This window comes from Paenibacillus sp. OK076 (assembly GCF_900110055.1).
GTDB lineage: Bacteria > Bacillota > Bacilli > Paenibacillales > Paenibacillaceae > Paenibacillus.
In genome coordinates this window covers 1020758-1046387 of record NZ_FOCH01000001.1, presented here as the reverse complement: position 1 = coordinate 1046387, position 25630 = coordinate 1020758, and the positions used below count along the sequence as shown (strand labels likewise).

General features: G+C 46.8%; 26 protein-coding genes and 1 riboswitch. Of the genes, 3 read left to right on the top strand and 23 right to left on the bottom strand.

All coding sequences use genetic code 11. The features are described from left to right. Window positions 1-150: 150 nt before the first annotated feature. The 4 genes from mqnC to metA form a co-directional block, all read right to left on the bottom strand. Window positions 151-1287 carry a cyclic dehypoxanthinyl futalosine synthase gene (gene mqnC, locus BMY78_RS04870; RefSeq protein WP_090895199.1) on the bottom strand — a complete coding sequence of 379 codons (1137 nt, stop codon included), beginning with the start codon at window positions 1285-1287 and terminating at the stop codon, window positions 151-153. A gap of 243 nt (window positions 1288-1530) precedes the next feature. Continuing rightward, on the bottom strand, window positions 1531-2724 hold the full coding sequence (locus tag BMY78_RS04865; protein WP_090895195.1) for a trans-sulfuration enzyme family protein: 1194 nt from the start codon (window positions 2722-2724) through the stop codon (window positions 1531-1533). Beyond that, window positions 2717-3904, bottom strand: a complete 1188-nt coding sequence (locus tag BMY78_RS04860; protein ID WP_090895191.1) for an aminotransferase class I/II-fold pyridoxal phosphate-dependent enzyme — start codon at window positions 3902-3904, stop codon at window positions 2717-2719. Before BMY78_RS04860 ends, BMY78_RS04865 begins: the two co-directional genes overlap by 8 nt. 24 nt (window positions 3905-3928) lie before the next feature. After that, entirely contained in the window at window positions 3929-4846 is a 918-nt protein-coding gene (gene metA / locus BMY78_RS04855) for a homoserine O-acetyltransferase MetA (RefSeq protein ID WP_090902042.1), read from the bottom strand. Window positions 4847-5080: 234 nt separating this feature from the next. Further along, a riboswitch (SAM riboswitch) is annotated at window positions 5081-5205 on the bottom strand. A gap of 453 nt (window positions 5206-5658) precedes the next feature. Here metA and corA point away from each other — a divergent pair. Then, window positions 5659-6594 carry a magnesium/cobalt transporter CorA gene (corA, locus tag BMY78_RS04850; protein WP_024629019.1) on the top strand — a complete coding sequence of 312 codons (936 nt, stop codon included), beginning with the start codon at window positions 5659-5661 and terminating at the stop codon, window positions 6592-6594. 99 nt (window positions 6595-6693) lie between these two features. Here the strand turns inward: corA and BMY78_RS04845 are convergent, their stop codons facing one another. The 8 genes from BMY78_RS04845 to BMY78_RS04810 form a co-directional block, all read right to left on the bottom strand. Next, entirely contained in the window at window positions 6694-7695 is a 1002-nt protein-coding gene (locus BMY78_RS04845; protein ID WP_090895189.1) for an HRDC domain-containing protein, read from the bottom strand. A gap of 184 nt (window positions 7696-7879) precedes the next feature. Continuing rightward, window positions 7880-8758, bottom strand: a complete 879-nt coding sequence (locus BMY78_RS04840) for an ROK family protein (protein ID WP_090895188.1) — start codon at window positions 8756-8758, stop codon at window positions 7880-7882. Window positions 8759-8836: 78 nt separating this feature from the next. Continuing rightward, window positions 8837-9532 (bottom strand): MOSC domain-containing protein, encoded by a 696-nt coding sequence (locus BMY78_RS04835; protein ID WP_090895186.1) that lies wholly within the window; start codon window positions 9530-9532, stop codon window positions 8837-8839. A 29-nt stretch (window positions 9533-9561) separates the two neighbouring features. Then, the gene (locus tag BMY78_RS04830) at window positions 9562-10668 is read right to left on the bottom strand and encodes a phosphodiester glycosidase family protein (protein WP_256221960.1); all 1107 of its coding nucleotides are present in this window, start codon (window positions 10666-10668) and stop codon (window positions 9562-9564) included. A gap of 5 nt (window positions 10669-10673) precedes the next feature. Beyond that, window positions 10674-11567, bottom strand: a complete 894-nt coding sequence (locus tag BMY78_RS04825; RefSeq protein WP_072734037.1) for a 5'-3' exonuclease — start codon at window positions 11565-11567, stop codon at window positions 10674-10676. A gap of 173 nt (window positions 11568-11740) precedes the next feature. Beyond that, window positions 11741-12106 carry an arsenate reductase family protein gene (locus BMY78_RS04820; RefSeq protein ID WP_090895181.1) on the bottom strand — a complete coding sequence of 122 codons (366 nt, stop codon included), beginning with the start codon at window positions 12104-12106 and terminating at the stop codon, window positions 11741-11743. A gap of 332 nt (window positions 12107-12438) precedes the next feature. Next, window positions 12439-13422 carry an RluA family pseudouridine synthase gene (locus BMY78_RS04815; RefSeq protein ID WP_090895178.1) on the bottom strand — a complete coding sequence of 328 codons (984 nt, stop codon included), beginning with the start codon at window positions 13420-13422 and terminating at the stop codon, window positions 12439-12441. Further along, window positions 13419-14000: a cob(I)yrinic acid a,c-diamide adenosyltransferase gene (locus BMY78_RS04810; protein ID WP_090895176.1), complete on the bottom strand. Its 582-nt coding sequence runs from the start codon at window positions 13998-14000 to the stop codon at window positions 13419-13421. Before BMY78_RS04810 ends, BMY78_RS04815 begins: the two co-directional genes overlap by 4 nt. Before the next feature lie 227 nt (window positions 14001-14227). Here BMY78_RS04810 and BMY78_RS04805 point away from each other — a divergent pair, with 227 nt between their 5' ends. Further along, window positions 14228-14839: a DedA family protein gene (locus BMY78_RS04805; RefSeq protein WP_090895174.1), complete on the top strand. Its 612-nt coding sequence runs from the start codon at window positions 14228-14230 to the stop codon at window positions 14837-14839. A gap of 105 nt (window positions 14840-14944) precedes the next feature. On the opposite strand, the gene BMY78_RS04800 is transcribed toward BMY78_RS04805, so the two are convergent. The 7 genes from BMY78_RS04800 to BMY78_RS04770 form a co-directional block, all read right to left on the bottom strand. Beyond that, entirely contained in the window at window positions 14945-15481 is a 537-nt protein-coding gene (locus tag BMY78_RS04800) for a bifunctional adenosylcobinamide kinase/adenosylcobinamide-phosphate guanylyltransferase (RefSeq protein WP_177185655.1), read from the bottom strand. Between the two features lie 37 nt (window positions 15482-15518). Continuing rightward, the gene (locus BMY78_RS04795; RefSeq protein WP_090895169.1) at window positions 15519-16070 is read right to left on the bottom strand and encodes a type 2 periplasmic-binding domain-containing protein; all 552 of its coding nucleotides are present in this window, start codon (window positions 16068-16070) and stop codon (window positions 15519-15521) included. A gap of 163 nt (window positions 16071-16233) precedes the next feature. Next, window positions 16234-16500, bottom strand: coding sequence for an aspartyl-phosphate phosphatase Spo0E family protein (locus tag BMY78_RS04790; RefSeq protein WP_053780449.1), 267 nt, complete (start codon window positions 16498-16500; stop codon window positions 16234-16236). Window positions 16501-16645: 145 nt separating this feature from the next. After that, complete coding sequence (locus BMY78_RS04785) at window positions 16646-17854, bottom strand: aminotransferase class I/II-fold pyridoxal phosphate-dependent enzyme (RefSeq protein ID WP_090895166.1); 1209 nt, start codon at window positions 17852-17854, stop codon at window positions 16646-16648. 13 nt (window positions 17855-17867) lie between these two features. After that, the gene (locus tag BMY78_RS04780; protein WP_090895164.1) at window positions 17868-18368 is read right to left on the bottom strand and encodes an Lrp/AsnC family transcriptional regulator; all 501 of its coding nucleotides are present in this window, start codon (window positions 18366-18368) and stop codon (window positions 17868-17870) included. 163 nt (window positions 18369-18531) lie between these two features. Then, a complete protein-coding gene (locus tag BMY78_RS04775) occupies window positions 18532-18927 on the bottom strand; it encodes a spore coat protein (RefSeq protein ID WP_090895162.1) in 396 nt (131 codons plus the stop codon). Window positions 18928-18962: 35 nt separating this feature from the next. Next, window positions 18963-19196 carry a hypothetical protein gene (locus BMY78_RS04770; protein ID WP_090895159.1) on the bottom strand — a complete coding sequence of 78 codons (234 nt, stop codon included), beginning with the start codon at window positions 19194-19196 and terminating at the stop codon, window positions 18963-18965. A gap of 96 nt (window positions 19197-19292) precedes the next feature. On the opposite strand from BMY78_RS04770, the gene BMY78_RS04765 reads away from it, so the two are divergent. Beyond that, window positions 19293-20513: an NAD(P)/FAD-dependent oxidoreductase gene (locus BMY78_RS04765; RefSeq protein ID WP_090895157.1), complete on the top strand. Its 1221-nt coding sequence runs from the start codon at window positions 19293-19295 to the stop codon at window positions 20511-20513. Between the two features lie 61 nt (window positions 20514-20574). On the opposite strand, the gene BMY78_RS04760 is transcribed toward BMY78_RS04765, so the two are convergent. The 4 genes from BMY78_RS04760 to BMY78_RS04745 form a co-directional block, all read right to left on the bottom strand. Then, a complete protein-coding gene (locus BMY78_RS04760) occupies window positions 20575-21789 on the bottom strand; it encodes an MFS transporter (RefSeq protein ID WP_090895155.1) in 1215 nt (404 codons plus the stop codon). A gap of 128 nt (window positions 21790-21917) precedes the next feature. Continuing rightward, window positions 21918-22484, bottom strand: coding sequence for a hypothetical protein (locus BMY78_RS04755; protein ID WP_090895152.1), 567 nt, complete (start codon window positions 22482-22484; stop codon window positions 21918-21920). Window positions 22485-22604: 120 nt separating this feature from the next. Continuing rightward, window positions 22605-22982, bottom strand: a complete 378-nt coding sequence (locus tag BMY78_RS04750; RefSeq protein WP_090902038.1) for a DUF350 domain-containing protein — start codon at window positions 22980-22982, stop codon at window positions 22605-22607. 114 nt (window positions 22983-23096) lie between these two features. After that, window positions 23097-25466: an endonuclease MutS2 gene (locus tag BMY78_RS04745; protein WP_090895150.1), complete on the bottom strand. Its 2370-nt coding sequence runs from the start codon at window positions 25464-25466 to the stop codon at window positions 23097-23099. Window positions 25467-25630 lie beyond the last annotated feature (164 nt).

The following is a 25630-nucleotide window of genomic DNA, read 5'->3' as shown; positions in this document are numbered from 1 at the left end:
TACTGTTTGATGATCTATGAATAAACGTGGTTGTGAAGTGAAATTAAAAAGTCCGCCGATTCCCCTCATAAAGAGTAATCAACGGACTCATATCCCAACTGAATAAATGATCCTATCAAATCAATTCATCAGCGTGATGTATTATAAATATTAGTTCTGCATTACAAAATCTTGTTGAATGGCATTATTCTCATCAAACGTCCGCAGAATGTCATATCTTGTGTTACGCTGTGCCGGAATATAACCGGACTCCCGAATCAGTTGCGTAATGGAGCCAATATTGACTTTGTAAGTTGCGCCTGCAGCCGATACCACGTTCTCTTCAATCATGGTGCTACCAAAGTCGTTGCAGCCAAATTCAAGTGATTTTTTGCCGATTTCAGGTCCCATCGTTACCCATGAGGATTGAATGTTTTTGATGTTGTCCAATACCAGTCGACTGATCGCTACCGTCTTCAGGTACTCTTCAGGCGTCTGACGCTCCAGCTTCAGATTTGTATTATCCGGTTGGAATGTCCAAGGAATAAACGCCAGGAATCCTTCGGAATCATACTTGTTCGCAATGCACTCATCCTGAGCTTCACGTACACGGAGCAGATGCAGTGCGCGCTCTTCCATCGTTTCACCAAGGCCGATAACCATCGTTGCCGTTGTGTTCATACCGATACGGTGAGCTGTCTGCATAACGTCCATCCAATCGCGCCATGAACCTTTCAAACGGCTGATTTTGCGGCGTGTACGGTCATCCAGGATTTCCGCACCACCACCAGGCAGGGAATCCAGTCCCGCTTCGTGAATTGCACGTACAACCTCTTCCAGAGTGAGACCGTCGGATACTTCGACCATTTTCATAATTTCGGCTGGTGAGAAGGAGTGCATCGTAATGTTAGGGAAACGCTCCTTGATCGCTTTGAGCAGGTCAGTGTAATAGCTAAACGGCAGATTCGGATTCGTTCCGCCTTGCATCAAAATCTCGGTACCGTTCACGTCTTCGGTTTCTTGAATCTTCTGGAAAATAACTTCATCGGGAAGTACATATCCTTCGTCAGAGCCAGGTCTGCGGTAGAAAGCACAAAAACGGCAGTACACATCACACACGTTCGTGTAGTTGACGTTACGCCCAATTACAAATGTTCTGTATGGTTCGGGGTGCATGCGTTTTACAATCACATTGGCGGCGGCCCCGATTTTGTCTACTTCATTCGATTCAAACAGCTGAATCGTGTCTTCCAAGTCCAAACGTTCGCCCCGAAGGGCTTTATCTAAGATACGGTCTACCGTACTCATCGTAAAAAAGCCTCCCTCATGAAGAGAAAATAGTATCACGATCCGTCCCAACTTGTTCATATAGATGAAAGTTTTGGTGGCAACATCGCATTTCTGTACTCCACATATCGTAACACAGGTTACATGTGAAAAAAAGCACCTTATGAGCAGGTGCTTTAAAAATTAATAAAAATGTTTACATATGCCATCTATTTCATTTCTTTTTCAGCAGACTATAACACCCGTATTTCACTACTGTCGATTCTACGAATCCTGAAGTGCCTGATCCAGATCCGCAATCAGGTCATCGATGTCTTCCAGACCAACCGAGAACCGCAGTAATCCGTCAGTTATACCCCGATCGCGGCGAACCTCAGTCGGCATTGCCGCATGAGACATCATCGCAGGATAAGACAAGATACTTTCAACCGCACCCAAACTCACGGCAACAATTGGCAATTTCACACGGTTAAGTACAGCCTTGGCCCGATCTCCAGATCCAACGTCAAACGACACGACAGCGCCGTATCCGCTTGACTGACGTTCATGAGCTTCACGGCCGGGATGATCCAGCAGTCCCGGATAAAATACAGCCGTAATATCACTGCGTCCACTGAGCCAAGCTGCCAGCTTGGCTGTGCTCTGTTCACTGTGTGCCATGCGCGCACCCAAGGTTTTCATGCCCCGCATCAGCAGCCAGGATTCCTGGGCACCAAGCACAGTTCCAAGTCCATTCTGCAATTGTTTTAGCTGTCTACCCAGTGAATCCGTACGAGCAACGGCTAAACCTGCCAGCACATCACTGTGCCCGCCAAGAAACTTGGTTGCACTATGTACGACAATATCCACTCCGAGCTCAATCGGCCGTTGGTAATAAGGCGTCATGAAGGTGTTATCGAGAATTGAGATTAGCTCATGTTCCTGTGCCCAGGAGGTGACAGCAGCAATATCCGTGATCCGAAGTGTCGGGTTGGATGGTGTTTCCATATAGACTGCCTTCGTATTCGGTTTGAGCGCTGCCTTTACTTCCTCAATATTGGTCATATCCACAAAGGTAGTCTCTATCTGCATCCGACTCAGAATGGAAGTAAGCAATCGATACGTACCTCCATATACATCTTCCGTCACAATCATGTGATCCCCTGCCGAGAACATCATGAACACACTGGAGATGGCAGCCATGCCGGAGGAATAAGCAAATCCGCGTGCCCCACCTTCCAATAAAGTAATGTAATCCTCCAATGCCTGACGAGTCGGGTTACCCGAACGGCTATAGTCATGTTGAGGTGGATTAAAAATATCAAAATGATGGAATGTCGAGGCCTGGTAAATGGGTACACTGGAAGCCCCGGTGGTTTTATCGATTTCGTCACCGAAATGAAGCAGCTTGGTATCGAATTTCAGGTCGGAATGAACATTCCGTTCATGATTGTTGGCATTATTGTTTTGCTCACTCATGATGCGTTCCCCCTTCAATCTCCTGCTGTGCAGCTGTAAGTGCGTTGCCCAGATCGGCAATCAGATCATCGGCGTGCTCGATCCCAACAGAGAAGCGCAACAGACGGTCATCTACACCTACAGCGTCACGAATTTCAATCGGAATATCTGCATGGGTCTGTACCGCAGGATAGGTCATCAACGACTCTACACCCCCGAGGCTTTCCGCAAAAGCAATCAGTTTGATGTGACGCAGCAATGGTTCAACATAACGAGCATCCTTTACTTTGAAAGAGAAAATGCCTGTGTTCCCGCTGGACTGTTTATTCTGTATTTCAAATCCGGGATGATCCGACAATCCTGGATGATACACTTCATCAACGGCTGGATGCTCCAAAAGGTACTTGGCAATCGTCAAGGCATTATACTCATGTCGCTCCATGCGAAGAGCGAGTGTCTTCATGCCTTTCATCAGCTGATAGGAGTCGCTTGGAGACAACACTGCTCCAATGGAATTGTGCAGGAATGCCATTTCGGCCGACAACTCTTCCCCTTTGGTAATAATCAATCCGGCAAGTACATCATTATGACCACCCAGATACTTTGTGGCACTATGGATGATGATATCGGCACCGAGTTCAATTGGACGCTGGAAGAAAGGAGTCAGTAGTGTATTATCCACAATGGTCAGCAAGTTGTGGCTCTTGGCCCAGGAGCATACCGCTTCCACATCCGTAATCATCATTAATGGATTGGTTGGTGTCTCAATAAATACCGCTTTTGTATTCGGCTGACGAATACTTTCCAGAGCTGCCAGATCATTGGTATCGACGTAACTTGCCGTCACACCAAATCTAGATAGGATGCGCTCTAGCAAACGATACGTTCCGCCGTACAGATCCAGCGATACAATCAGATGATCCCCTTGTCCAAATAAGGCGAAAATCGTTTGCAAGGCAGCCATGCCGGAGCTACAGGCAAATCCGGCGTCACCGGATTCCAACGCTGCCGCTGCTTCTTCCAACACTTTACGGGTTGGATTGGTCGTACGAATATAATCAAATCCCGTGCTTTGTCCAAGCTTGGGGTGGCGAAACGCAGTGGATTGATAGATCGGAAAATTAATGGCGCCTGTTACCGGTTCATTGATAGACCCAATTTGGGCCAATCGGCTTTCGATTTTCAACTTGTTGTCTTCCATTGCAGCATCCTCCTGTAATGTCGATTAGATTTGCGGACCAATATCGTAAGGTGTCTCTTGATACACATAGTAATTGAGCCAATTAGAGAATAATAAGTTTGCATGTGCCCGCCAAGTAGCCGGGGGAACACGGGAAGGATCGTCATTCGGGAAATAATGTTTAGGCAGCGCAATGTTCATGCCTTTAGCTGCATCCCGGTCATATTCCCATTTCAATGAAAGCGGATCATACTCGGCATGTCCGGTTGCAAAAATCTGTTTGCCGTCTTTGGTAGCAACCAGGAAAATTCCTGCTTCCTCAGACTCAGCCAATATTTCAAGGTTATCATTTTTTTCAATATCTTCACGGCGCACTTCCGTATGGCGGGAATGCGGAACGTTGAATACTTCATCAAATCCGCGCAGCAGCTGCACATTGGATCTGTTGATCGTATGTGAGAATACACCGAAACATTTTTCATCCAGCGGAACTTTGGGAACTCCGAAATGATGGTATAAACCCGCTTGGGAAGCCCAACATATATGCATAGTCGAAGTCACATTGGTTTTGGTCCATTCGAAGATCTCCTGGATTTCTTTCCAGTAGTTCACGTCTTCAAAGTCCATTTGCTCTACAGGAGCGCCTGTAATGATCATGCCGTCAAAGCGGCGGTGTTCGATCTCATCAAAGGTTTTGTAGAACAAGTCCAAATATTCCTGCGATGTGTTTTTGGACGTATGAGACTTCGGATGAACCAGAACGATATCTACCTGAATGGGTGTGTTACCCACCAGACGAAGCAATTGTGTTTCTGTCGTTTCCTTTGTAGGCATCAGGTTTAATATAGCGATACGCAGCGGACGGATATCCTGCTTATAAGCGGATGTCTCGTCCATGACAAAGATGTTCTCTCCTGCAAGTACTTCCTTGGCAGGCAGTGTGTCTGGAATTTTGATTGGCATGGTGGTTCTAACTCCTCCTTGTGCATAAATAGATGCAGCCACTGCAGATGCGATACGCTTCGCATCCGTACAGTTATAGGCTGCCATGAGCTTGCCTGCAGGCGCTGAATTGCAACCACATTGCTGTCGGCAGGCTCAAGTTCCTTAGCGAAAATCACTGCTGAGAAGTCGGTGCATATAACAAAGACCTTCCTCGGATTCCGAGAAAGGTCATATGTAAATAGATATGCGCCTCTCTCATCTCTCAGTTACAACAGTGTCACTCGGACACTTGGTCGCTGCAAGAATTAGCACCGTGCGGTATACCGCCGGTTGCCGGGTTTCATCGGGCCAGTCCCTCCACCTACTCTTGATAAGATTTCGCTTTATTCAATTGTAAAAACTAGTGTGGTTCACCCTTTACTTTAAGACATTAATCCCCTCACGTCAAGGTGTAGTTCTATGCATGTTCCTCAGGATCGGAACCGTTCATCATCCGTTGTCATACACTGCTCCAGGGCGCGAAATCGACACATTTTTGCGCTTGAAAGGACCCTGTACCAGCGGTATACTAGACAAGTGTTATAAACCCTTATGTGAGAGGTGACATATTCAATGGATGGCGACCCGAGGCCTGACTGGCAGCCGAATTCCGACAAACTGCATAGAGAATTGATATCAGCATGCCGGCAGCGGGACGTTACTTCCGTTTGATTATAGAGCGAACGCAGTCCTGACTTCCAGGCTCCGCTGCCGACCGGCTGATCTGTTCTTTTTGCGCCCATATTGATGAAATCCGCCCATTTGGCGGGTGCAGAAGGAGTAGATGAATAATGAAAATCCGGTTGGTAAACAACGGTGTATTTATTCCGGTGGACGACATTCAGCAGGCGCTGACTCCACCAGCGGAAGGATTTTACTGGATTGATGCGGACGTAGACGATTTGGCGGTACTTCAACCCCTTTTCATGATGCATGATCTGGCCGTGGAAGACTGTTTGAGTGACGAAGAACAACGTCCGAAGATTGAAATTTATGAGAGCCATTATTTTATTGTTATTAACAGCATTCGTTTCGATGATGAAGAGATTTTCTTACGTGCCGTCAACCTGTTCCTTGGCAGACACTTTATTATCAGTGTGACCAAACAGAAAGTCAGCGAATTGCGGACATTGAAACCAATTCTGTGGGAACAGGAAATCAGTACACCGGATAAGCTGCTCTACCTGCTGGTTGACTTGATTGTTGATAATTATTTTACCGTCGGTGACCGAATTGAAGCCCGCATCGAGAAGCTGGAAGAAGACATTCTGATGCATACCAAAAAGTCTCACCTGAATGAGATTATCGGGTTGCGCAGTGAGATTTTATGGCTGAAGAAAGTGCTGGGGCCTCAGAAAGAGGTCATTAACACACTCAATAAAAAAGATCTGCGTCTTATTGATGATCAACTGCAGAAGTATTTCAGTGACATTTATGAGAATGCTGTGAAAATATCTGAAACCTTTGAGACTTATCGCGACTTGATGGGGAACTTGCGAGAAGCTTACCAATCCAGTATCGCCAATAGGGCGAATGAGATCATGCGTGTGTTCACCGCCATTACCACGGTGTTCATGCCGCTGACCGTGATCACTGGTATCTATGGGATGAACTTCACGAACATGCCTGAGCTGAACTGGAAGTATGGTTATTTTGTGGTCATTGGCCTGATGGTTACACTGGGCCTGAGCATGTTCTTTATTTTCCGCAAAAAAGATTGGGTTTGAAATAGCAAAAGACGAAGCGCTCCACATCTGGAGAAACGCTTCGTCTTTTTTTAAATTTATTCTATTTTAGAAAAATCCTTCTGCTGATCTATCTTAATTCTAGCCTGCATTCTGTTCCGTCTCCGTGTGACGGCGAAACCGGATGCGAATCATGCGCAGTCTTTCGTAGACCTGCTCCAGGTTGCTCCCGCCAGGCTTTTCTTCTCCATACACCTTATGTAACACGGGCTTCAGAAACGTATCCCCCAGCTCCTCGTAGGCACTCCATACTGCCTCTTGCTCCTCTTCGGGCATGACAGCAAGCTCCGCATCGAGCAGACAATCTGTGTCATACCCCTCCAAATCCAGTGTCTCCAACAGTTCAATTAGCTCCCGCCGGGACAATCCGGAACGATTCACGATCTCCTCCAACGTATATCCTTCCTTCATACCTTCAAGTACCTGCTTCCGTGTGGTGAATCTGTCCAGCTCCTGCTTGTATTTCTGCTCTCTCTGTTTGTACAGCCAGCTCTCATATTCTTGTTCCCTCAGAGCCGTGTACACCCAATCTAGCGGAAAAGATGTGGAACGTTCCATTCCATTCGTAAGCTCCAGCCATTCAGCACCGTACTCGGAAGCCTTGCTCTCTCCTACGCCAGGCAATTGCATCAATTCATCGATGGTTTGTGGAACAAATGCGCTGATCATGCGTAACAACCGGTTCGTTGCAATAAAATAGGGGGCCTTCCGGTCCGACGCCGCTCTCTTCCTGCGCCATATGCAAAGATCCATATAAAGCCCCTCGTTGCCATATAATTCACTGTAACAATGTAGACGCTGACCGCCATAATTGCGCGACTTCAAATCATCATTTTCGTGAAACAAGCCCTGCAGCAAGGGACGATATCCTTCGCCCATCTGAATGGCTAACTGATGACGATACACATGTAACAGCTCGTCCCACGAACTGCCAGCATACCAGATGGCATCCGTACGATCTCCTTCCTCATATTGGCTCCATCCCAGATGCCACCCCCCTTCTTCTTCACCGATCCACAGCTGGGCATGCTCTTCATTCTGATCTGACATTCTGGATAATCTGTTCATGAAAATGACTTCCATATCTTGTCCCTCCTTCAATAGTTCAGCTCTACACAGTCTGTATTGTGCTAAATTAAGCAACACAAAAAAACACCTCTCCTGCAAAATCCATGCAAGAGAGGTGCTTCCTCATTAACCGTGCTATGCTGTTGCTCATATATTACCACAATGGAAAAATTCGTCAACCACTTGTTTATAAAGCTATTTACATGTTCAAAGCCAGTTTCGCCAGGGCAAGCGAACCACACAGTCCCGCATTATCACCAAGTCCCGGAGAAACGACATACTGGTCAATATCGGACTGAAGTGCAGGATGCTGAACGTATCCAGCGAGCAATTCTTGCAGCTTGCTGCGAACCATCGGGAACAGATGCTCCTGCTTCATCACACCGCCGCCCATTACAATTTTCTGCGGAGTGAGAATCAACACATAGTTCATCAAGGCATGCGCCAGATAATGTGCTTCAATCTCCCAGGCCTTATGATCGGCTGGCAGTTCGTAAGCAGGCTGCTCCCAACGTTTATTGATGGCAGGACCTGCAGCAAGTCCTTCCAGGCAGTCTCCATGATAAGGACAGAACCCTTCATACGTATCTTCGGGATGCCTGCGTACAATGATGTGTCCCATCTCTGGATGTGACAATCCATGGACCATTTTGCCACCTACAACTGCGCCTGCACCAATACCCGTTCCGACAGTAATATACAGACAGCTATCCAGACCTTGTGCAGCCCCCCAGGTTGCTTCCCCAAGCGCAGCACCGTTTACATCCGTGTCAAACGTCATCGGTACATCAAAGTGCTCCTTGAGCTTACCAATCAGGTTGTACTGACCCCAATACGGTTTTGGTGTTGTTGTGATGTAACCATAAGTCGGGCTTCCTTCAATCGGATCAATCGGACCAAATGAACCTACACCCAAAGCTTCAATGCCTTTACCTTCAAAAAAAGCGATTACTTGAGCCATCGTCTCTTCCGGTGTCGTCGTTGGAAAGCTTACGCGTTCAAGAACTTCTCCTTCTTCCGTACCGATACCACATACAAATTTGGTTCCTCCAGCTTCAATTGCGCCTAAAATCGTCATGTTAGTCACGCTCCCAAGTCGTTTAAAATTAAAATGGATTTTCGAATCTGTTCTCTGAACGACGGAACGACAGCATGATTAATCCTGTTCAGCAGTTCCGAGCTTCGCCAATCGCTTTAATAAGGTCTGCTTCCAGCTGTCGGCTAGTGTTGGAATGGCCAGCAAAGCACGCATACCAGTGACATCCTGCTTCCCCTGATGCATAATTCGATTAGCTTCCAGAATGGTCATTGATGCAGGGTCCGTGCTTACTCGTCTGAATATTGCAGAAGAAGTTACCTCGCCCTCTTGCAATACTCGAAAATAAAATCCGGTATGCCCGCTATCCTGAAAATAAACAGGCAGCTCTTTGTAATCATACCGTGCACCAAGCTTGAAGCAAGGCTGTCTTGGCTGACTGACCTGTACCGTGGCTTCCCCCAATTCATATACATCACCAATCCGGACTTCTTCCTCCATACAGCCTTCAACTGTCAGATTTTCTCCACAAGCTCCCCAGTCCAGCTTGCGATCCATCAGTTGTTCTAGCGCCGGATAACGACTGTAATCGTATACACAAACCGCCTTGTCAGGCCCACCATGATGCTCAAGATCCGCCTGGGCATCCCCTGTCATTCCGGTGAATGACAGGAAAACCGGGCTGGATATGGGATGTTTCACAATGCCGCTCATCACTTCGCGCTTCTGGGCAGGCAAGGCCTGAGGCTGCCCTACGTTTACAGCTAATACCGCCGTTTTGTTTTCATCTGGCTTCCGGTTATGTGTGAGTGTCATCTGATCTTACCTCCCATATTAGCTTTCTTTTAACGAACAGAGCCACCAAAAACAAGTGTATTACTTAACAAGCGGCCGGGGGAAGTAAGCATTTTGCCGCCAGCATACATACCAGAAGATGCACCACCATCCAGGTTCATTGCCTGCTTGGCACCAAGCTTCTGCATGACAGCAGCCCATTCCTTAATCGTCGCACCTGGCACGGTAGCCAGCATAACCGAACCATCAGCCATAATGGCAATACCGCTTCTTGCGCCGGAGGCATTGAGAATTTTGCTATCCTTGAAGCCCTCACTCGCTGGATTGACGGCAACTTTGCCGTCTTTCACCAGACGTGGACCTGCGCCCACAGCGGTGACTACATCTTCCCAAGGGATCTCCTTGCCTGCTGCATTGGTGTATTTATAATCCATCTCTACAGTTGATCCAACGGTGAAGCGGTCCGAAGAAGCTTTCTGATTCCCCGTGAAGACCAGCACCGAGCCATTCTTCGGAATGGCTACATTGGTATTCGGTACTTTCTTGGTGACAATCCCTTTCTCCATCACAACCGCCGTACCTCCTTTGAACCCGACTGTGGAACCCCGCTCTGGCGTGTATAACATCGTAATACTCGCATTCGCGGAAGGTGTTCGGTTAATAAAGGTCGCATACCAACTGCGTGATTTTCCTTCTGTATCTGTTACTTTACCCGTCAGGCTCACTTGAAGCGAATCCATGATGGCAGAGCCATCTTCCTTAAACCCGATCGTAGTTCCGTATCTTCCAATATGTATAACCTTGCCGTTTGCTATTAACATGCCGTATGGATCTGGAGCTCCGTTATAAGCTTCAAAAAACGCTCCGTTAATGGCCGCTTGCGCGCCATAAGCTTTGACAATCGAAGGTAATGTTGCGGTCTGACCGACCTGCTTCTTCGCCAATCCTACGGTAACTGGTGTACCCTTGGGAATACTAACCGTCTGCACGGTAAAACTGCGTCCTGCTGCTTTTACTTTCTGTACCTTGGTGCTGATTGCCGCTTTGGCATCTGCTGTCTGTGGAGCACTCACCGCTCCTGAAAGGATTACAGGCAAAGCAAGGACGAGGGCCATAGCCCCTGTCCACCACTTTTTGCCCGTCCGTTTTGTCTGCATGCTACTCACCCTATTGCCACTCCCATCCAAGAGCCCAGGCTCTTCATCTCAAGTTGTTCAAACTTGTCCATCACCATATCCGGATCAAGACGCAATTCACATACATCCAGTGCACAAGCTACCGGAACAGCACAGTGAATCTCTGCCAGTTTGCGGGACAGATGCAGCATGTCGAGATCATTCTCAATCTTGTTACGTACCGAAGGGGTAAGTTTGTCCATATTGTCCAAAATACCTTCAATGGAGCCAAACTCCTGTACAAGCTTCAAAGCTGTCTTCTCCCCAATGCCCCGTACCCCAGGATAATTGTCACTGGCATCGCCCATCAGACCTTTCATGTCTATCACTTGACGAGGTGTCAGTTGTTTCTCCGTCATTAGGGATTCAGGCGTATACACCATGTAATTGCCATGACCTTTTTTCATAATAATAATACTTGTGCGGTCATCAATCAGTTGCAGCATATCGTGGTCACCCGTCAGTACCATCACGTTCATATCCGTCTGCTCGGTGTAATACTTGGCAAGTGTACCGATACAATCATCAGCTTCATATCCTTGAGCACCAATATTCGGAATGTTCAAACTATCCATCACTTCACGAATCAGAGCAAACTGAGGAATCAGATCATCCGGAGCTTCCGGACGGTTTCCCTTGTACGCTGCATACTCTTCACCGCGAAACGTCTTGCCCCCCATATCCCAACAGCATACGACATGACTTGGCCCAAAGGTTTGAACCGCATCCCAGAAATAACGGATAAAACCGTATACTGCGTTGGTTGGCACGCCTGCCTTTGTACGTCTGATATATCCGCTTGCAGATGTTGCATAAAATGCACGGAACAACACCGCCATACCATCTACCAGCAACAAAGTAGGTTCATTACGTTGATTCACTTGAATTTGTTCTCTCCTGTCCTGTATCTAGCAAATAAAATATCGAACTAATTCTATCATTATAGCATAGTTCCGCCAAGGATCGACCAGCCAAAAAAGCCCTGAAATTTGAACATTCAGAGCTTTTTTCACCTTGGTTCATTTAACAATCAATGAAATCATTCATCTAAAAATTACGCGTTGTTCCATTCCTGCTCATACGTATCTTCCTTGAATCCGACGGTTACTTTGTGACCATCCGTAACGATTGGACGTTTAATCAGACGACCATTGGAAGCCAGCAAACGAATCTGCTCTTCAGTGGAAAGCCCTGGCAGCTTGTCTTTCAATTGCTGCTCCTTGTATACTTCTCCGCTCGTATTGAAAAACTTCTTCACTTCAAGTCCGCTCTTCTGAATCAACTCCGTTAATTCTGCTTCGGATGGGGGTGTGTCGAAAATAGGAACTAATTCCAGTTCATGCCCCTGAGCTTCCAGCCATTTTACGGCTTTACGGCACGTGCCACATTTGGCGTACTGAAATACTTTTAGATTACTCATCGTGACTTGTCCTCCTATGTGTGCTCCGGTTTCGATTTCTCGCTTCCCTTGGTTTGCTTCGCAAATCCAAAAGTCGCTCCAAACCGATACCATCGCACTGTAATTTTAAACCTCTTCTCGAATGAGAAAAATGTCCATTCGGCTTTAGGGTCAAAAACTTTAAAACATAAAATCCTACAACCTAAAAATTTTTAAAATTAGCCTGTGGCATTTTGTTCGGATGCAGTTTGCATGCCTCACACGCATTTAATTGACTAGTCGTTGAACATACAGCAGGACACAATGCACTGAAGTCTGCACACAGCGCAAATAACATTGCGTTTGACAGCTTCCTAGAGCGTCTCCCTTGGAGATGCCTCAGCATCCAAACGTGCCTCCAGGGCAGCCATATCAGCGGGCAACGGGGCTTGGAACGTCATTCGACTTTGCAAAATGGGATGGTCAAACGCCAGCTCACATGCGTGCAATGCCTGACGAGCAATCCAAGTATCTTGTTCCTCCCGAACAGCCATGGTCTGCCCATCGATCTCATGCACAGGAAGGGTCTTGTACATCCGATCCCCAATTAACGGGCAGCCGATCGATGTCATATGTACCCTTATTTGATGGGTTCTGCCACTCTCCAGCTTCAGGTTCACTGCACTGGCACTTCCACCCGCCCACCTTGCGACTGTCGTGTATAACGTTCTTGCCGCATACCCGTCAGGTGTAACGATTCGACGATGCGGTACTTCGGGATCACGATCAATCGGGCCATCAATGGCTCCCTCTTCTTGGGCAGGACTACCGTGTACAAAGGCAATATATTGTTTATCCACCGTTCCTGCGATCATTTGTTCAGAGACATGCTGGTGCACATATGGATTTTTCGCGATTGCCAGTACTCCTGATGTTTCCTGATCCAGTCGATGAATCGGTCTGAAGCGGAAACGCTCTCCTTTGGACTTCCAATAATGGACAACCCCGTTTGCCAATGTACCTGTGTAATGCCCATGTGTTGGATGTACGATGACACCTGAATCCTTGTTCACGATAAGCAAGTGCTCGTCTTCATACAGTATCGTAAAGGGAATCGGCTCAGGTAAAATATCATCCGACTCTTCTTGCTCCATCCGGACTTCCAGAACGTCACCTGCGCTAACTTTGACGCTGATATATACCCGCTCGCCATTCAGCATAATTCCCTGCTCTGTAAGTTTGATTCTCGACAGGAGCTTGCGCGAAACCTGCAGGCGCCGCTGAAGCACGGTCTTCAGCAGCCAGCCATCTTCATGTTCGGGAACCGTGTAAGTAAGTGGTGAATAATAATCGCTCATTCTTTGTCTTTGCGGCGGAATACTTTTTTGCTCCGCACATACTCAATGTCAGCTACCTGTTGTCTCGCATTGGCAGTCCGTGCAACAACGAAGAAATAATCAGACAGACGGTTCAAATATCGTCGCACAGAAGGGTTGATATCCGTATGTTGTCCGAGGGTTACGGCGCGGCGCTCAGCACGGCGACATACGGTGCGGCAGACATGCAATGTGGAAGAGAGCAGACTGCCCCCAGGCAAAATAAACCGTTCCACTTTCGGATTCTCCGCATCATACTGATCAATCCACTGCTCAAGCCGGGCGACCATCTCATCCCGTACTTTATATTTGGATTCGCTAATTTTTACAAAGGCGAGATCGGACCCGCAATCAAACAATTCTTGCTGAATTTCGAGCAAATGTTCACGCAAATCCTCAAATTCCCCATTTGCTTGATCAATAAAACTGATGGCCTGCCCAACAAAACAATTCAGCTCATCAATTGTCCCATAAGCTTCAACCCGGTCATCATCCTTGATGACCCGTCCACCAATGACGGAGGTCTGCCCCTCGTCACCTGTTCGTGTATATATGCCCATTGTAATCCCTCCTATTGTTAATATCATTCGCATGGTAGAACGCTGGGGTTAAATATAAATGCATGACCCTTTTAGAGTTTAACTTAATCAGTATACTTGACCTGCTATGAATACGGGAATGCTATTATTTTCAGAAACCAGTGAGATCCTTCACACGTATATATGAATTGGTGTACTCTGCCGAGTATACGCCAAATCCTTGCAAACCAAAAGTAGAGGAGACGATTATGCAAAACTGGATAACCGATTTCATGGAACAATACGGCTACATAGGCATTGCACTCATTATTGCTCTAGAAAACGTATTCCCCCCCATCCCCTCCGAAATCATATTACCTTTTGGCGGCTTCATGACCACTTACACCAGCCTGACCCTTCCCGGTGTTATTATTGCGGCTACCATTGGTTCTGTGCTTGGGGCTGTCATTCTCTATGGGATCGGACTGCTGATTGATGTCAATCGGCTGGAGAAGATTGTAGAACGTTGGGGTCATATTCTGCGGATCAAAAAAGAAGATATCCACCGTGTCGATGCATGGTTTGACAAATATGGAATGTGGACCATATTATTCTGTCGCATGGTTCCCCTTGTTCGCAGCCTCATCTCGATCCCTGCCGGCATGTCCAATATGAAATTTGGTTTATTTGTCCTCTTCACAACCATTGGAACATTGGCCTGGAATATTATTCTCGTCTCGGTTGGTGCGGCTCTAGGGGCGTCATGGGAGAGTATCCTGCACTTTATGGACGTGTACTCCCTGGTCGTATATGTGCTTCTGGCGATTATTGTTGTGGGCTGTATCATCTGGTGGATCAGACGAAATAAAACTCGGAAATAAAGAAATTTACACGCATAGCTTTTGTCATAAAATAAAGCCTCCGCATCACTATTTGTGGTGACGGAGGCTTCTTTAGGCTCGTTCATCGTTTAACATTATGAAATGCTAATCTTCATATCGCAGCCCTCGATCTTTGAGATCAACAGCCAGGCCAGATATCAACAGATACATCTGTTCGGAATGCGCCTGCAGCGCCCGGTTAACCGACGCCATTCTTGCCGCAAAAATGCGTTCTTCCTCTGAAGGATACAAAGAGCCATGCATTTCATTGGTAATCACGAGCAGCTTTCCCTGGTAAGACAGAAGGGCGTCCAGCAACAGCTGTGTCTCTGAACGCTGCTGATCCAGATCATCACTTGCCCGGAACCCGGCAGCCATCCAGGCCGTCAGACTATCCACAATGACAATTCGCTGATCAGCCAGGAAGAGATTGGATTCCCGATTAATCTGGTGAAGCACCTCCGTCAGGTGCGGGCCGTTCCCAGCCTGGATAGCACGATAATGAGCGGATGGCAATTCGGGAATCACGGGATCATGATCACCAGTGGATAAATAGATGCCCTCCCGGCTAATCCGGGCTGCGTATGCAAGCGCAAATCGGGTTTTACCACTGCCTATGCCGCCTGTGACCGTAATTAGCAATCCGCTCCCCTCCTTCAGTAGCCATACTAGATTGCATTTACTCTGTCAGCGCCTTCAGCACTTTCTTGGATTCTTCGACATTGGACGCCGACACCGGAATGGTAGCAAACAGATTTTGCGCAGCATAATCTACATCTTTGAACATTTGCATATCTTCCAGCGGTATGCCATAAAGATGTGATTCTGTCTTGATATCTGAACCGTCATCTCCTTCACCCTTCTCAACCAAGACACCGCCTTCAAATACACCGCGCTTATACTTCTCCGAATCAAATGTATCATCCAGCGGAATATTGGAGCCGTTACTTCCGTACTGCTTCATATCAGCTTCAGGCAAAATGAAAATATCATGACCACCAGCCGCATACTCTACCATAATTTTCTGAACATCATACATTGCACTGGTGATAACCTCCACCTTGGGCTCCTCGCCCAGCTTCTGCTGCAAATTAGCTTGCAACTGCTCCGAGATCACGGATGGATTTCCTTGGTTATCAATGATAAAAATCGTAAAACCGTCCTTACCGCCACAGCCAGCAAGCAGAAAAATCATAGAAATGATTGCGGTAAGCCCCCAAAATCTCTTCATTCCAGTTCCCCCTTTAGTCTCCTATGTACAATATATCACAATTGTTCCACGCAAAAAAATAACCCTGCCTATCCGAAGCAAACTGTTCATAAGCAAAAAAAAAAGACCCCATCAGGGTCTTCTTCGATTCGCAATATGCGTAACGTTTCGATACAACGAAAAATTACTTTCCTTTAATCGGATTAGCCTTCATGTATTCATTAATCTTCAAATCTAGCAAACTGCTAATTTCAATTACAATATCGGATGTGAATGATTTCTCTTCAAGGAATATCTGTTCCATCTTGCGGCGTAGCATATGGATCTCATCTTCCAAGGAAACGTTATGCAAAGATGCGTGATCCGGTTTCACCGACCATCGGTCGCCATGATCGCCTTCTGCCAAATAATGCCCACGATTAGTCGGTAAATCATATTCAACACAAAACAAAGCCAACCCCTCCTTGGAAAAATTAGTTTCCAAATACAAGAAAAACATATTTCAAATTGAAATTATATCACAATATTTTGTAAAAGAAAGTTATTTTTTTCTAGTTTGAAGAAAGTTTATGTCGATCAGAAGCTTATAATCCCTATTAACCCTCTTTTTGCAGTTTGTAAACAAAGTTTCCGATTCGTTCCAATGCTTCATTCAATTGGGTCACAGATGTTGCATAGGAGCAGCGAAGAAATCCTTCACCTTGCGGCCCAAATACATTACCTGGAACAGCCGCTACTTTATTTTCCGTTAGCAGACGCTCAGCAAAAAGATCGGAACTCAGCCCTGTCTTCTGGATACTAGGAAACGCATAAAATGCTCCCTGGGGTTCATGGCAGTCCAGTCCAATATCTCTAAAACCCTGCACGATAAGGCGTCTGCGCTGATTATAGGATTCAACCATTCTATCCTTCTCACCCAAACCGTTTGTCAATGCCTCAAGCGCGGCCACCTGTCCCATGGCAGGTGCACACATCACCGTGTACTGATGAATTTTGAGCATGGCTGCAATCAGTTCAGGATGTCCGCACATATACCCAATTCGCCAGCCGGTCATCGCAAAAGCCTTGGAAAACCCACTAACCAAAATGGTACGTTCCTTCATATCCGGAATCGAAGCGAAACTAACATGTTTTTGCGTATACGTCAGCTCAGCATAAATCTCATCCGCAATGACGATCAGATCATGCTTTTTGATCACTTCAGCAATAGGCAGCCATTCTTCATAGGTCATGATGGCACCTGTCGGATTGCTCGGATAACAGAGGATAAGAACCTTGGACTTAGGCGTAATTCCCGCTTCCAGCGCCTCGGCAGTCAGCTTGAACTGATCCTTCGCATACGTTTCTACACCAACCGGAATGCCTCCGCCAATCGAAGCGATTGGAGAATAGGCCACATACGAAGGTTCTGGAATTAGAATTTCGTCTCCAGGTACGATCAATGCACGCAATGCCAGATCTATGGCTTCACTGCCACCAACGGTAACGATAATTTCGTCCTTTGGATCATACTTGGTATCAAATTGAGTATCCAGATACTCGCTAATGGCTTCCCTCAGCTTCGGCATACCCGCATTGGAAGTGTAACTGGTCATGCCTCTTTCCAGTGAATATACACAAGCTTCACGCATATGCCATGGTGTTACAAAGTCCGGTTCACCTACACCCAGTGTGATAATATCCTTGTTATCGCCAACCAGATCAAAAAATTTCCGTATGCCGGAAGGCGGAATCTGTTGAACCAAAGGTGCCAAATACGATGTCATTTTCTTGTTGTTTCCTGTTGTCTGTTCATTCACTATCATGACGCATCTTCCTTTACGGCGAGATCATGAGACGGTTGTCTTCCTGATGGTCTTCAAAAATAATCCCGTCCTGTTTATATTTTTTAAGAATAAAATTCGTTTTGGTTGAAAGTACAGAGTCAATCGGAGACAATTTCTCCGAAACAAAATTAGCGACTTCGCGCAGGTTGCCACCTTCCACTTCTACGAGCAGATCATATGCACCTGACATGAGATATACTGATTTCACTTGCGGATACAGATAAATGCGTTCGGCGATCCCTTCGAAGCCACGACCACGCTCAGGCGTAATCTGTACTTCAATCAAGGCTGTTACTTTCTCATCATCAATCTTGCTCCAGTTCACAACGGTTGCGTATTTCACAATCACATGGTCCTGTTCAAGCTGTGTCACGGCGTTCTTGATCTTATCTTCCGACTCCCCCAGCAGCGTCGACAGCAGTGCGGGAGTCCTTCTCGCGTCTTCCTTCAACAAATCCAGAACTTTTAATTGCAGATCGTTCAGATCCTTCATGTCTTTCCCTCCAGCGTCATCCAGGTTCCTGAAAATGAATTAATACTTATATTACATGAATTCAACGATCATGCAAAGACAAAAACCGCCCGCCCTGAATTCGGGCAAGCGGTGGTATGGTCTGCAACAGTACAGTACCTGCTTCAAACCATTATTACAAAGGTTACATGTAATAAGGGTTACCGTAATTCGGTTGATGCTGGGGTACATTAGGCGCTTGGCTGTAAGCACTCGTCTGAGTATTCTTTTCTTGAATGAACTGTTGACATTTCTGTTGGGTCTGGTGGGCCGATTGAATCTGCTTGTCCACATCCTGTCGCAATGCCTTCGAACCTACCGAATACATGTTGTTCTGCTGCATCACATTGAACAGCTCACCTTGCAAACGGAGTGTATCATTGGTCAAGTCTGTGAACATCCGGCGTGTCACGGGACAGGAAGCTTCGGTTGTTGCTGTCGTATATTCGCGCGCGGTTCGTCTTAAATCAGCAAGAATCGACTTCAACAAATCCTGTTCCTGCATAAAAGATCCATTCGATGATAAAGATTGAGAATACACAAAGTTTCCTCCTATACGGTTAGATTCGGCTTCTATTACTGTGCTTGTGTTGGAGCAATAGATTGATGTTGCTGCAAAACATTGACAAGTGTGTTCAGATGCTGTTCATGGGAACGAACATAGTGATTCAGTGCCTGCTGAATTTGCGGATGTTGTGAGATGGAAGCTGTGGCCGCACACTGTTTGATTAGCAATTCTTCATTGGTTATTGAATCCGCAATATAATTCAATTCTTTCGGACTCAGCGCTTGCATGGATTGATTCTGCATGTTCTGGTTGACCTCCTCGGCATTAAGTTATGCGCAATTATTGTTAACCCGGTCACTCAAAAGTATACAAACGTAATCACGAAGGAGATGTTTCTAATGGATTTGGTCTATGGTACACCGTTCTGGCCTTCCACTTTTAATCCGAATTCCACCTACCCCTCGCTACAAAACGACATTTCCTGTGACTGCTTGATTATAGGTGGTGGTATGGGGGGTGCACTGACTTCCGAATTGCTCTCGGAGCGTGGAGTTAAAACGGTTGTTATTGATAAGAGAAAGATTGCACATGGCAGCAGTTCAGCCAATACAGGACTTTTGCAGTACACAAACGACAAAACATTGACATCCTGCATCAATACCTTTGGCGAAAAGACAGGCTTGCGCTTCTATCAACTGTGTCGTGAAGCCATGCAGAAGCTCGCACAAATTGCAGACAGGCTCGATACCGATCCCTGGTTTATTCAGCGGACCAGTCTCTGTTTTGCCAGCAGCACTGATGATGTAGCCATGCTGGAGGAAGAATATCAAACGTTGAAGCATTATGGCTTTGAAGCTGAGCTGTGGAATTCCGACAAAATCAGCAGCCATTTCCCCTTCAGCAAACCTGCCGCACTATATACGTTGGGGGATGCTGAAGTGAACCCGTATCGCTTTGTTCATGCCTTGTTTGAATCGGCAAGTAAACGAGGAGCACGAATCTATGGACAGACGGAGATGATTCATTGTGAATTCGATGATGATGGTGTACTCTGCCATACTTCAGGTGGAAAAATCCGAGCACGCAAGGTTATTTTTGCTGCCGGTTATGAGACGCAGACCATCAAAAAGGATCAAGGAGCCTACCTGCAAACCACCTATGCTATTGCTACTAAGCCGTTGCCTGACCTGAAAGAATGGTACGAACACAGTCTGATCTGGGAGACAGCACGCCCTTACCTGTATATGAGAACTACACCAGATGGACGGATCATTGCTGGCGGTCTGGATGAAGAGACACCTAGGGAAGATCAGCGTGAAATTCGGGCAAGACACCGGGGAGATACACTCCTGGAAGAAGTCCGCTCTTATTTCCCACTAGAAGGTCTTGAAGTGGATTATGCCTGGGGTGCCGTGTTTGGCAATACACATGACGGACTTCCGTTTATCGGCCCACATCCTGAATACCCGCATTCTTATTTTCTCGAGGGTTATGGCGGTAACGGGACGGTGTACAGCATGTTCGCTGCTTCTATTTTGGCCGATGCTGTTACAGGAGTTGAGAATGGCGATATGGAACTTTTCTCATTAACGAGAACGAGTAAACCATCTCCTGTGTAAGTAACGTCTCACATAAATAAGGGTACAGCTCAGGATTCATCCCTGAACTGTACCCTTTTCCCTATGCTGAGGGTTCTTGCTGATCCGGATGCACTAACATGTTGCGCATGAATATCCAGCCAATGAGTGGAAAAGCCCCCAGCGCCACAATAAGCCAGGTTAACGTTTGCAACGAAGGGCCATTCATGACCGTCACAATAAATACAGCAAGGCCAAATAAACGACCGACCATCAAACAAAGCTCCCTTAATACGACAAGTTCAACCCTTTTCTCTACATTTTCGCCGCTCGCTCCCATCAGGTCGAATCCTGCCGAAATCATCGGCAAAATATACAACGGCATCGACAAGGCAGATCCAATTCCCATAATCAAAAGCGTACCATAGCTGACCTTCCATAATAGCGGAATCAACACGATGAATAACAATATCGCGCCGATTAACATCCCCCTGGACCTGTATTGCGGCTTAAACCATTTTCCTGCGGCCCAGTAACTCACCAGTGCTACGGCAGAAGTGATTAGCGAGAACTGTCCTAGCTTATACTCCTGCTTAGTTGCCACATAGACGAGCAGCGCAATCAGAAAGGCAAATACGCCTTCCCGCACGCCTTGCGCAAACAGTCCCATGCCAAGTGGCCTCCATGCACTATCTCTGGCAGACAACTGTCGCCACGGTTCAGACCAGCGGTATGTTCCGCTGACTTCCCTTTTTTTCAGAAAAAAACTGAACACAACGGCAATCACATATATGACCAATGACACCGTAAAAATAAGGCGATAACCCGAATTATCAATCATTCGTGAAATAATAAGACCTGAGAACCACGGGCCGATGATGCCTGTCATGGAACCCAGTAGACCCACCCAGCCATTGAACAGGTCCCGATTCTCCCGGTCAGTCACTTCAAAATAAACCACATTAAACGCAATCCAGAACAATCCAAGTGCGCATCCAAACAAAATTCCCAGAGGCCATATCCAGTCAACCGCCTTGGGTCCCGCCCATAACACAAGCATGTAAAAAATACCTGACAAGGCCGTTCCCAATCGCAACGCACTCATTTTGTTATGTTCCTTGACCCACTTTCCCGCAAGCCAAAACGTGAGCCCAAGTGCAATTTGCTGGCTGATCGTAAACCATCCCAGCATGGCGTAGTCCGGACGGCTTTTCCATAGATACACATTCAGAAACGTTCCCGACAAAGCTCCGGCTAACACAAACAATCCATTCACGCCTAGTAGCAGAATGGATTGTCGGCCCAGTGAAATCTTCATCTGCTCCCTCCTCATTCCACCTGAAGTCAGTACTTCACAGGCAAGGTATCAGGGTTAACGTACCCCAAGCAGAAGGAAAACATGATGAATTTCCCCGAATATTATATTTTCAGTAACGTTTTAATCCCTTATTTCCGTGCACTCAAATTCTGGATCAGACGCAGACGATCATCTTCTGACAAATTATATTGAACCTGGAAGCAGCCTGAGCATACATACATTTGTACAGAGAACGGCGCATCCAGCAACGAGTCCGTACCTAAGACAGCATTGGCAACAGGATTAAACGTATCCTTGGTAGCCTTCTGTGTACCCGTGAGGATCATGAATTCACGACAGTGCGGGCATTCCGGCACCTCTTCTTGCAAATCAAGCTGCTTCTCCACGCCTTCTTCGTATTGAATCAGATCATTGCCCTCATCCGCATACTTCGTCAATGTACGAAGCTCCGGCAATTTCAGCTCTACTTCGTCTCCCCACAGGTTGGCGAGATCCGAAGTTTGTTCATCGTCCTCGACATCATCCAGATCATAGATGTCTTCCTCGGCTTCATCGTTCTCTTCATCACCGATATTGATGTTTAGTGTACGATATCCCTTTAATTCATTGTGGCAGTAAGGGCATTCTTCTTCAGGACCTAACTCCTCATCCCATACAATCTCGGTGTGGCACCATGGACATACTGTTGGTTCCATATTGAATCAACCTTTCTCTTTCAGATAATCATGTGTTCAACACATAAATGACGCCTATGGCAAAAAATACAATCGATGCAGCAAACAGAATCCGTATCAATATTTTCATGAACGGTCCCCCTACATGATGCTCGCGCCAATAACAAATGACAACGAGACGGAAATAATCATGGATATCAATCCTACGGCCCGGTTATCCGCTGCAATCTCCTTGTCAATCGAGAACACCGGCGTCAGAAACTCGAATAGAAAATAGGCAATGAGCAGAAGGACAAATCCTACAAATGACCACGTCATAGCTTCATACACCGATGATTTGGCCTGAATGCAGAAATGAAGCACGTTGCAAATTCCAAAGATTTTGCCTCCTGTAGCCATCGCAACCGCCACATTGCCCTTCTTGATTTCATGCCAGCATTTGTACTTGGTCACCAGTTCAAAGCAAGCCAGAAATACAAGCAGCTCCATAATCGCTACGGAGAAAAATCCGAGCACCATCCCCAAGGGATGAGACAGCAATTCGTCAATCGTCCCTTTCACTCATCGTTCCCCTTCCCCATTCTGCTGCCTGAACTCACTCAGGCGGCAGAACTTCTTTGATTCCTGGTCGGGCTATTCCAATTCTGCGACGGTCACACCGTTTCCGCCTTCTCCGTAATTGCCCAGCCGGTAACTTTTTATATGTCTATGCTTACGCAGGTAATCCTGAATACCGGAACGCAAAATTCCTGTTCCTTTACCGTGGATAATGTAAACCTGACCCAGATTAGCAAGGAAAGCTTCATCGATAAAACGATCTGTCTCCATCAAGGCTTCTTCCAGATTTGTACCCCGCAGATCCAGTTCACTTTTCACATTGTCATCGCGAGTTCGTTTCACACCAGTTACCGGTTTCTGCTTCGGTTTGGCTTCTGCTGGTGCAGACTGCTGTAATTCAAGGTCATTCAGGGATACTTTCATTTTCATGATGCCCAATTGAACCATAGCATCCTTGGTGCCTGACATCTCCACCACATGACCTTTTTGATTCAAACTGTACACAAGAACTTCATCGCCCGGTCCAATGGCACGAGACTTCGTTGCCGTTGAAGTACGTTTAACTGTCTTCTTGCGTTTCTCAGGTTCAGCTTCATCCAGTTGTTTACGAGCAGCAATAAGTTTGTGCTCCTTCACGGATGCGCCTTCTTCCATGGCGAGCTGGCGAAGATCGGCTATAATCTTCTCAGCTTCCGCTCTGGCCTTGTCCACAATGTTACGAGCATCTTCTTCCGCTTTTTCAATGCGGCGGTCACGCTGCTGTTCCAACTTCTCCAGTTCGGCTTGATGACGGCTGCGCAATTTCTCCATATCCTGACGCAAACGCTCTGCACTCTCACGTTCTTGCTCCGCAGTAAGCCGGTTTTCTTCCAAGGAAGCAATCATATTCTCTACGCGCTGGTCTTCCTCTTTCACTTCACCACGAGCGTAATCCAGGATGTATCCTGGCAGGCCGAGCCGCTCCGCAATTGCGAACGCATTACTCCGTCCCGGAACACCGACGAGCAGTCGGTAGGTAGGGCTGAGTGTATTAACGTCGAATTCCATGCTGGCATTAATAACGCCTTTGCGCTCATAAGCGTAAGCTTTCAGCTCACTGTAATGAGTTGTTGCTACCATGCGGCATCCGGTCTGATGCATATGCTCCAGAATGGAGATCGCCAGCGCAGACCCTTCTGCCGGGTCAGTACCTGCACCGAGTTCGTCGAGCAGCACCAGGCTCTTGGTTGTCATGTTCTTCAATATCCGAATGATGTTCGTCATATGACTGGAGAACGTACTCAGGTTCTGTTCAATACTTTGCTCGTCACCGATGTCCGCGTAAATTGCATCAAATACGCATAGCTGGCTGCCATCTTCCGCTGGAACGAACAAACCTGACATCGCCATGAGGCTCAGTAACCCAATCGTTTTGAGGGTAACTGTCTTACCACCCGTATTGGGACCCGTTACGATAATGGACGTATAATCGTTACCGAGTTCAATGTCGGTTGGCACCACATTTTCAATCGAGATCAGCGGATGGCGCCCCTTTTTGAGCTTGATGAATCCACGATCATTCATGCGTGGCAAGGTGGCTTTCAATTCACGGGCAAGACGTGCTTTGGCAAATATGAAATCCAGCGATCCCAGCAGGTCAACATCAACCAATAACCACTCTGCCTGTTCACTGACAAGTGCAGTCAATTTCTGCAAAATCACTTCAATTTCGCGTTCTTCCCGAATCCGGGTCTCGCGCAATTTGTTATTCATCGCAACGATGGATTCCGGCTCAATAAACAGCGTTGCTCCCGAACCGGATTGATCATGTACAATCCCGCCAAAGTAAGAGCGATATTCCGATTTCACGGGAATCACGAAACGGTCTCCCCGAATGGTAATCAACTGGTCCTGCAGCATTTTGGATACCGTCGAAGAACGAATCATCGAATCCAGTTTCTCGCGGATGCGAGCTTCACCGCCACGCAGCTCACGACGAATCTGCGCCAGTGTTACACTCGCGCTGTCTGAGACTTCGGCATTGTCGTCAATACAGATACGAATTGCATCTTCAAGCGCTTTTTGCTCAGATAACTGATCACTGATATAGAAAATCGATTCCACCTTTTCATCATCGTGGAGCGCAGCGATCTGACGTTTCAGTCGACGTGCCGCCAAGGTGGTGTTGGAAATTCCCAGTAACTCATGTGGGTTTAACGTGCCCCCTATTTCGGCGCGTTTGATCGAAGCGGTGATATCCACAATTCCCCCAAAAGATGGAGAGCCTTTCAGACGATCAAAGGTAAAGGCTTCATCGGTTTGCTGGAGCAGTCTCTTCACTTCTTCCAGTTCACTGATCGGCTCCAATTGTTCCGCTTTCTTTTTTCCCATCGTAGTCTGGGCAAAGCTTTGCAATGTATTTAAAATTTTTCGATATTCCAATGTGTGTAAAATTTTCGTGTCCAAGTGTACAACTCCTTCCAAACTATAACTGTATTATAACGAAAGAAACTTTCGAGCGCTATTTAACGAATCCTTCCACACATAACTTGGGACATAGCGCAGCAAACTACAGGTGTCAGGATTGTGCAACCTCGCCATTCAACAGGATGTACAATGCTCAATCTGAT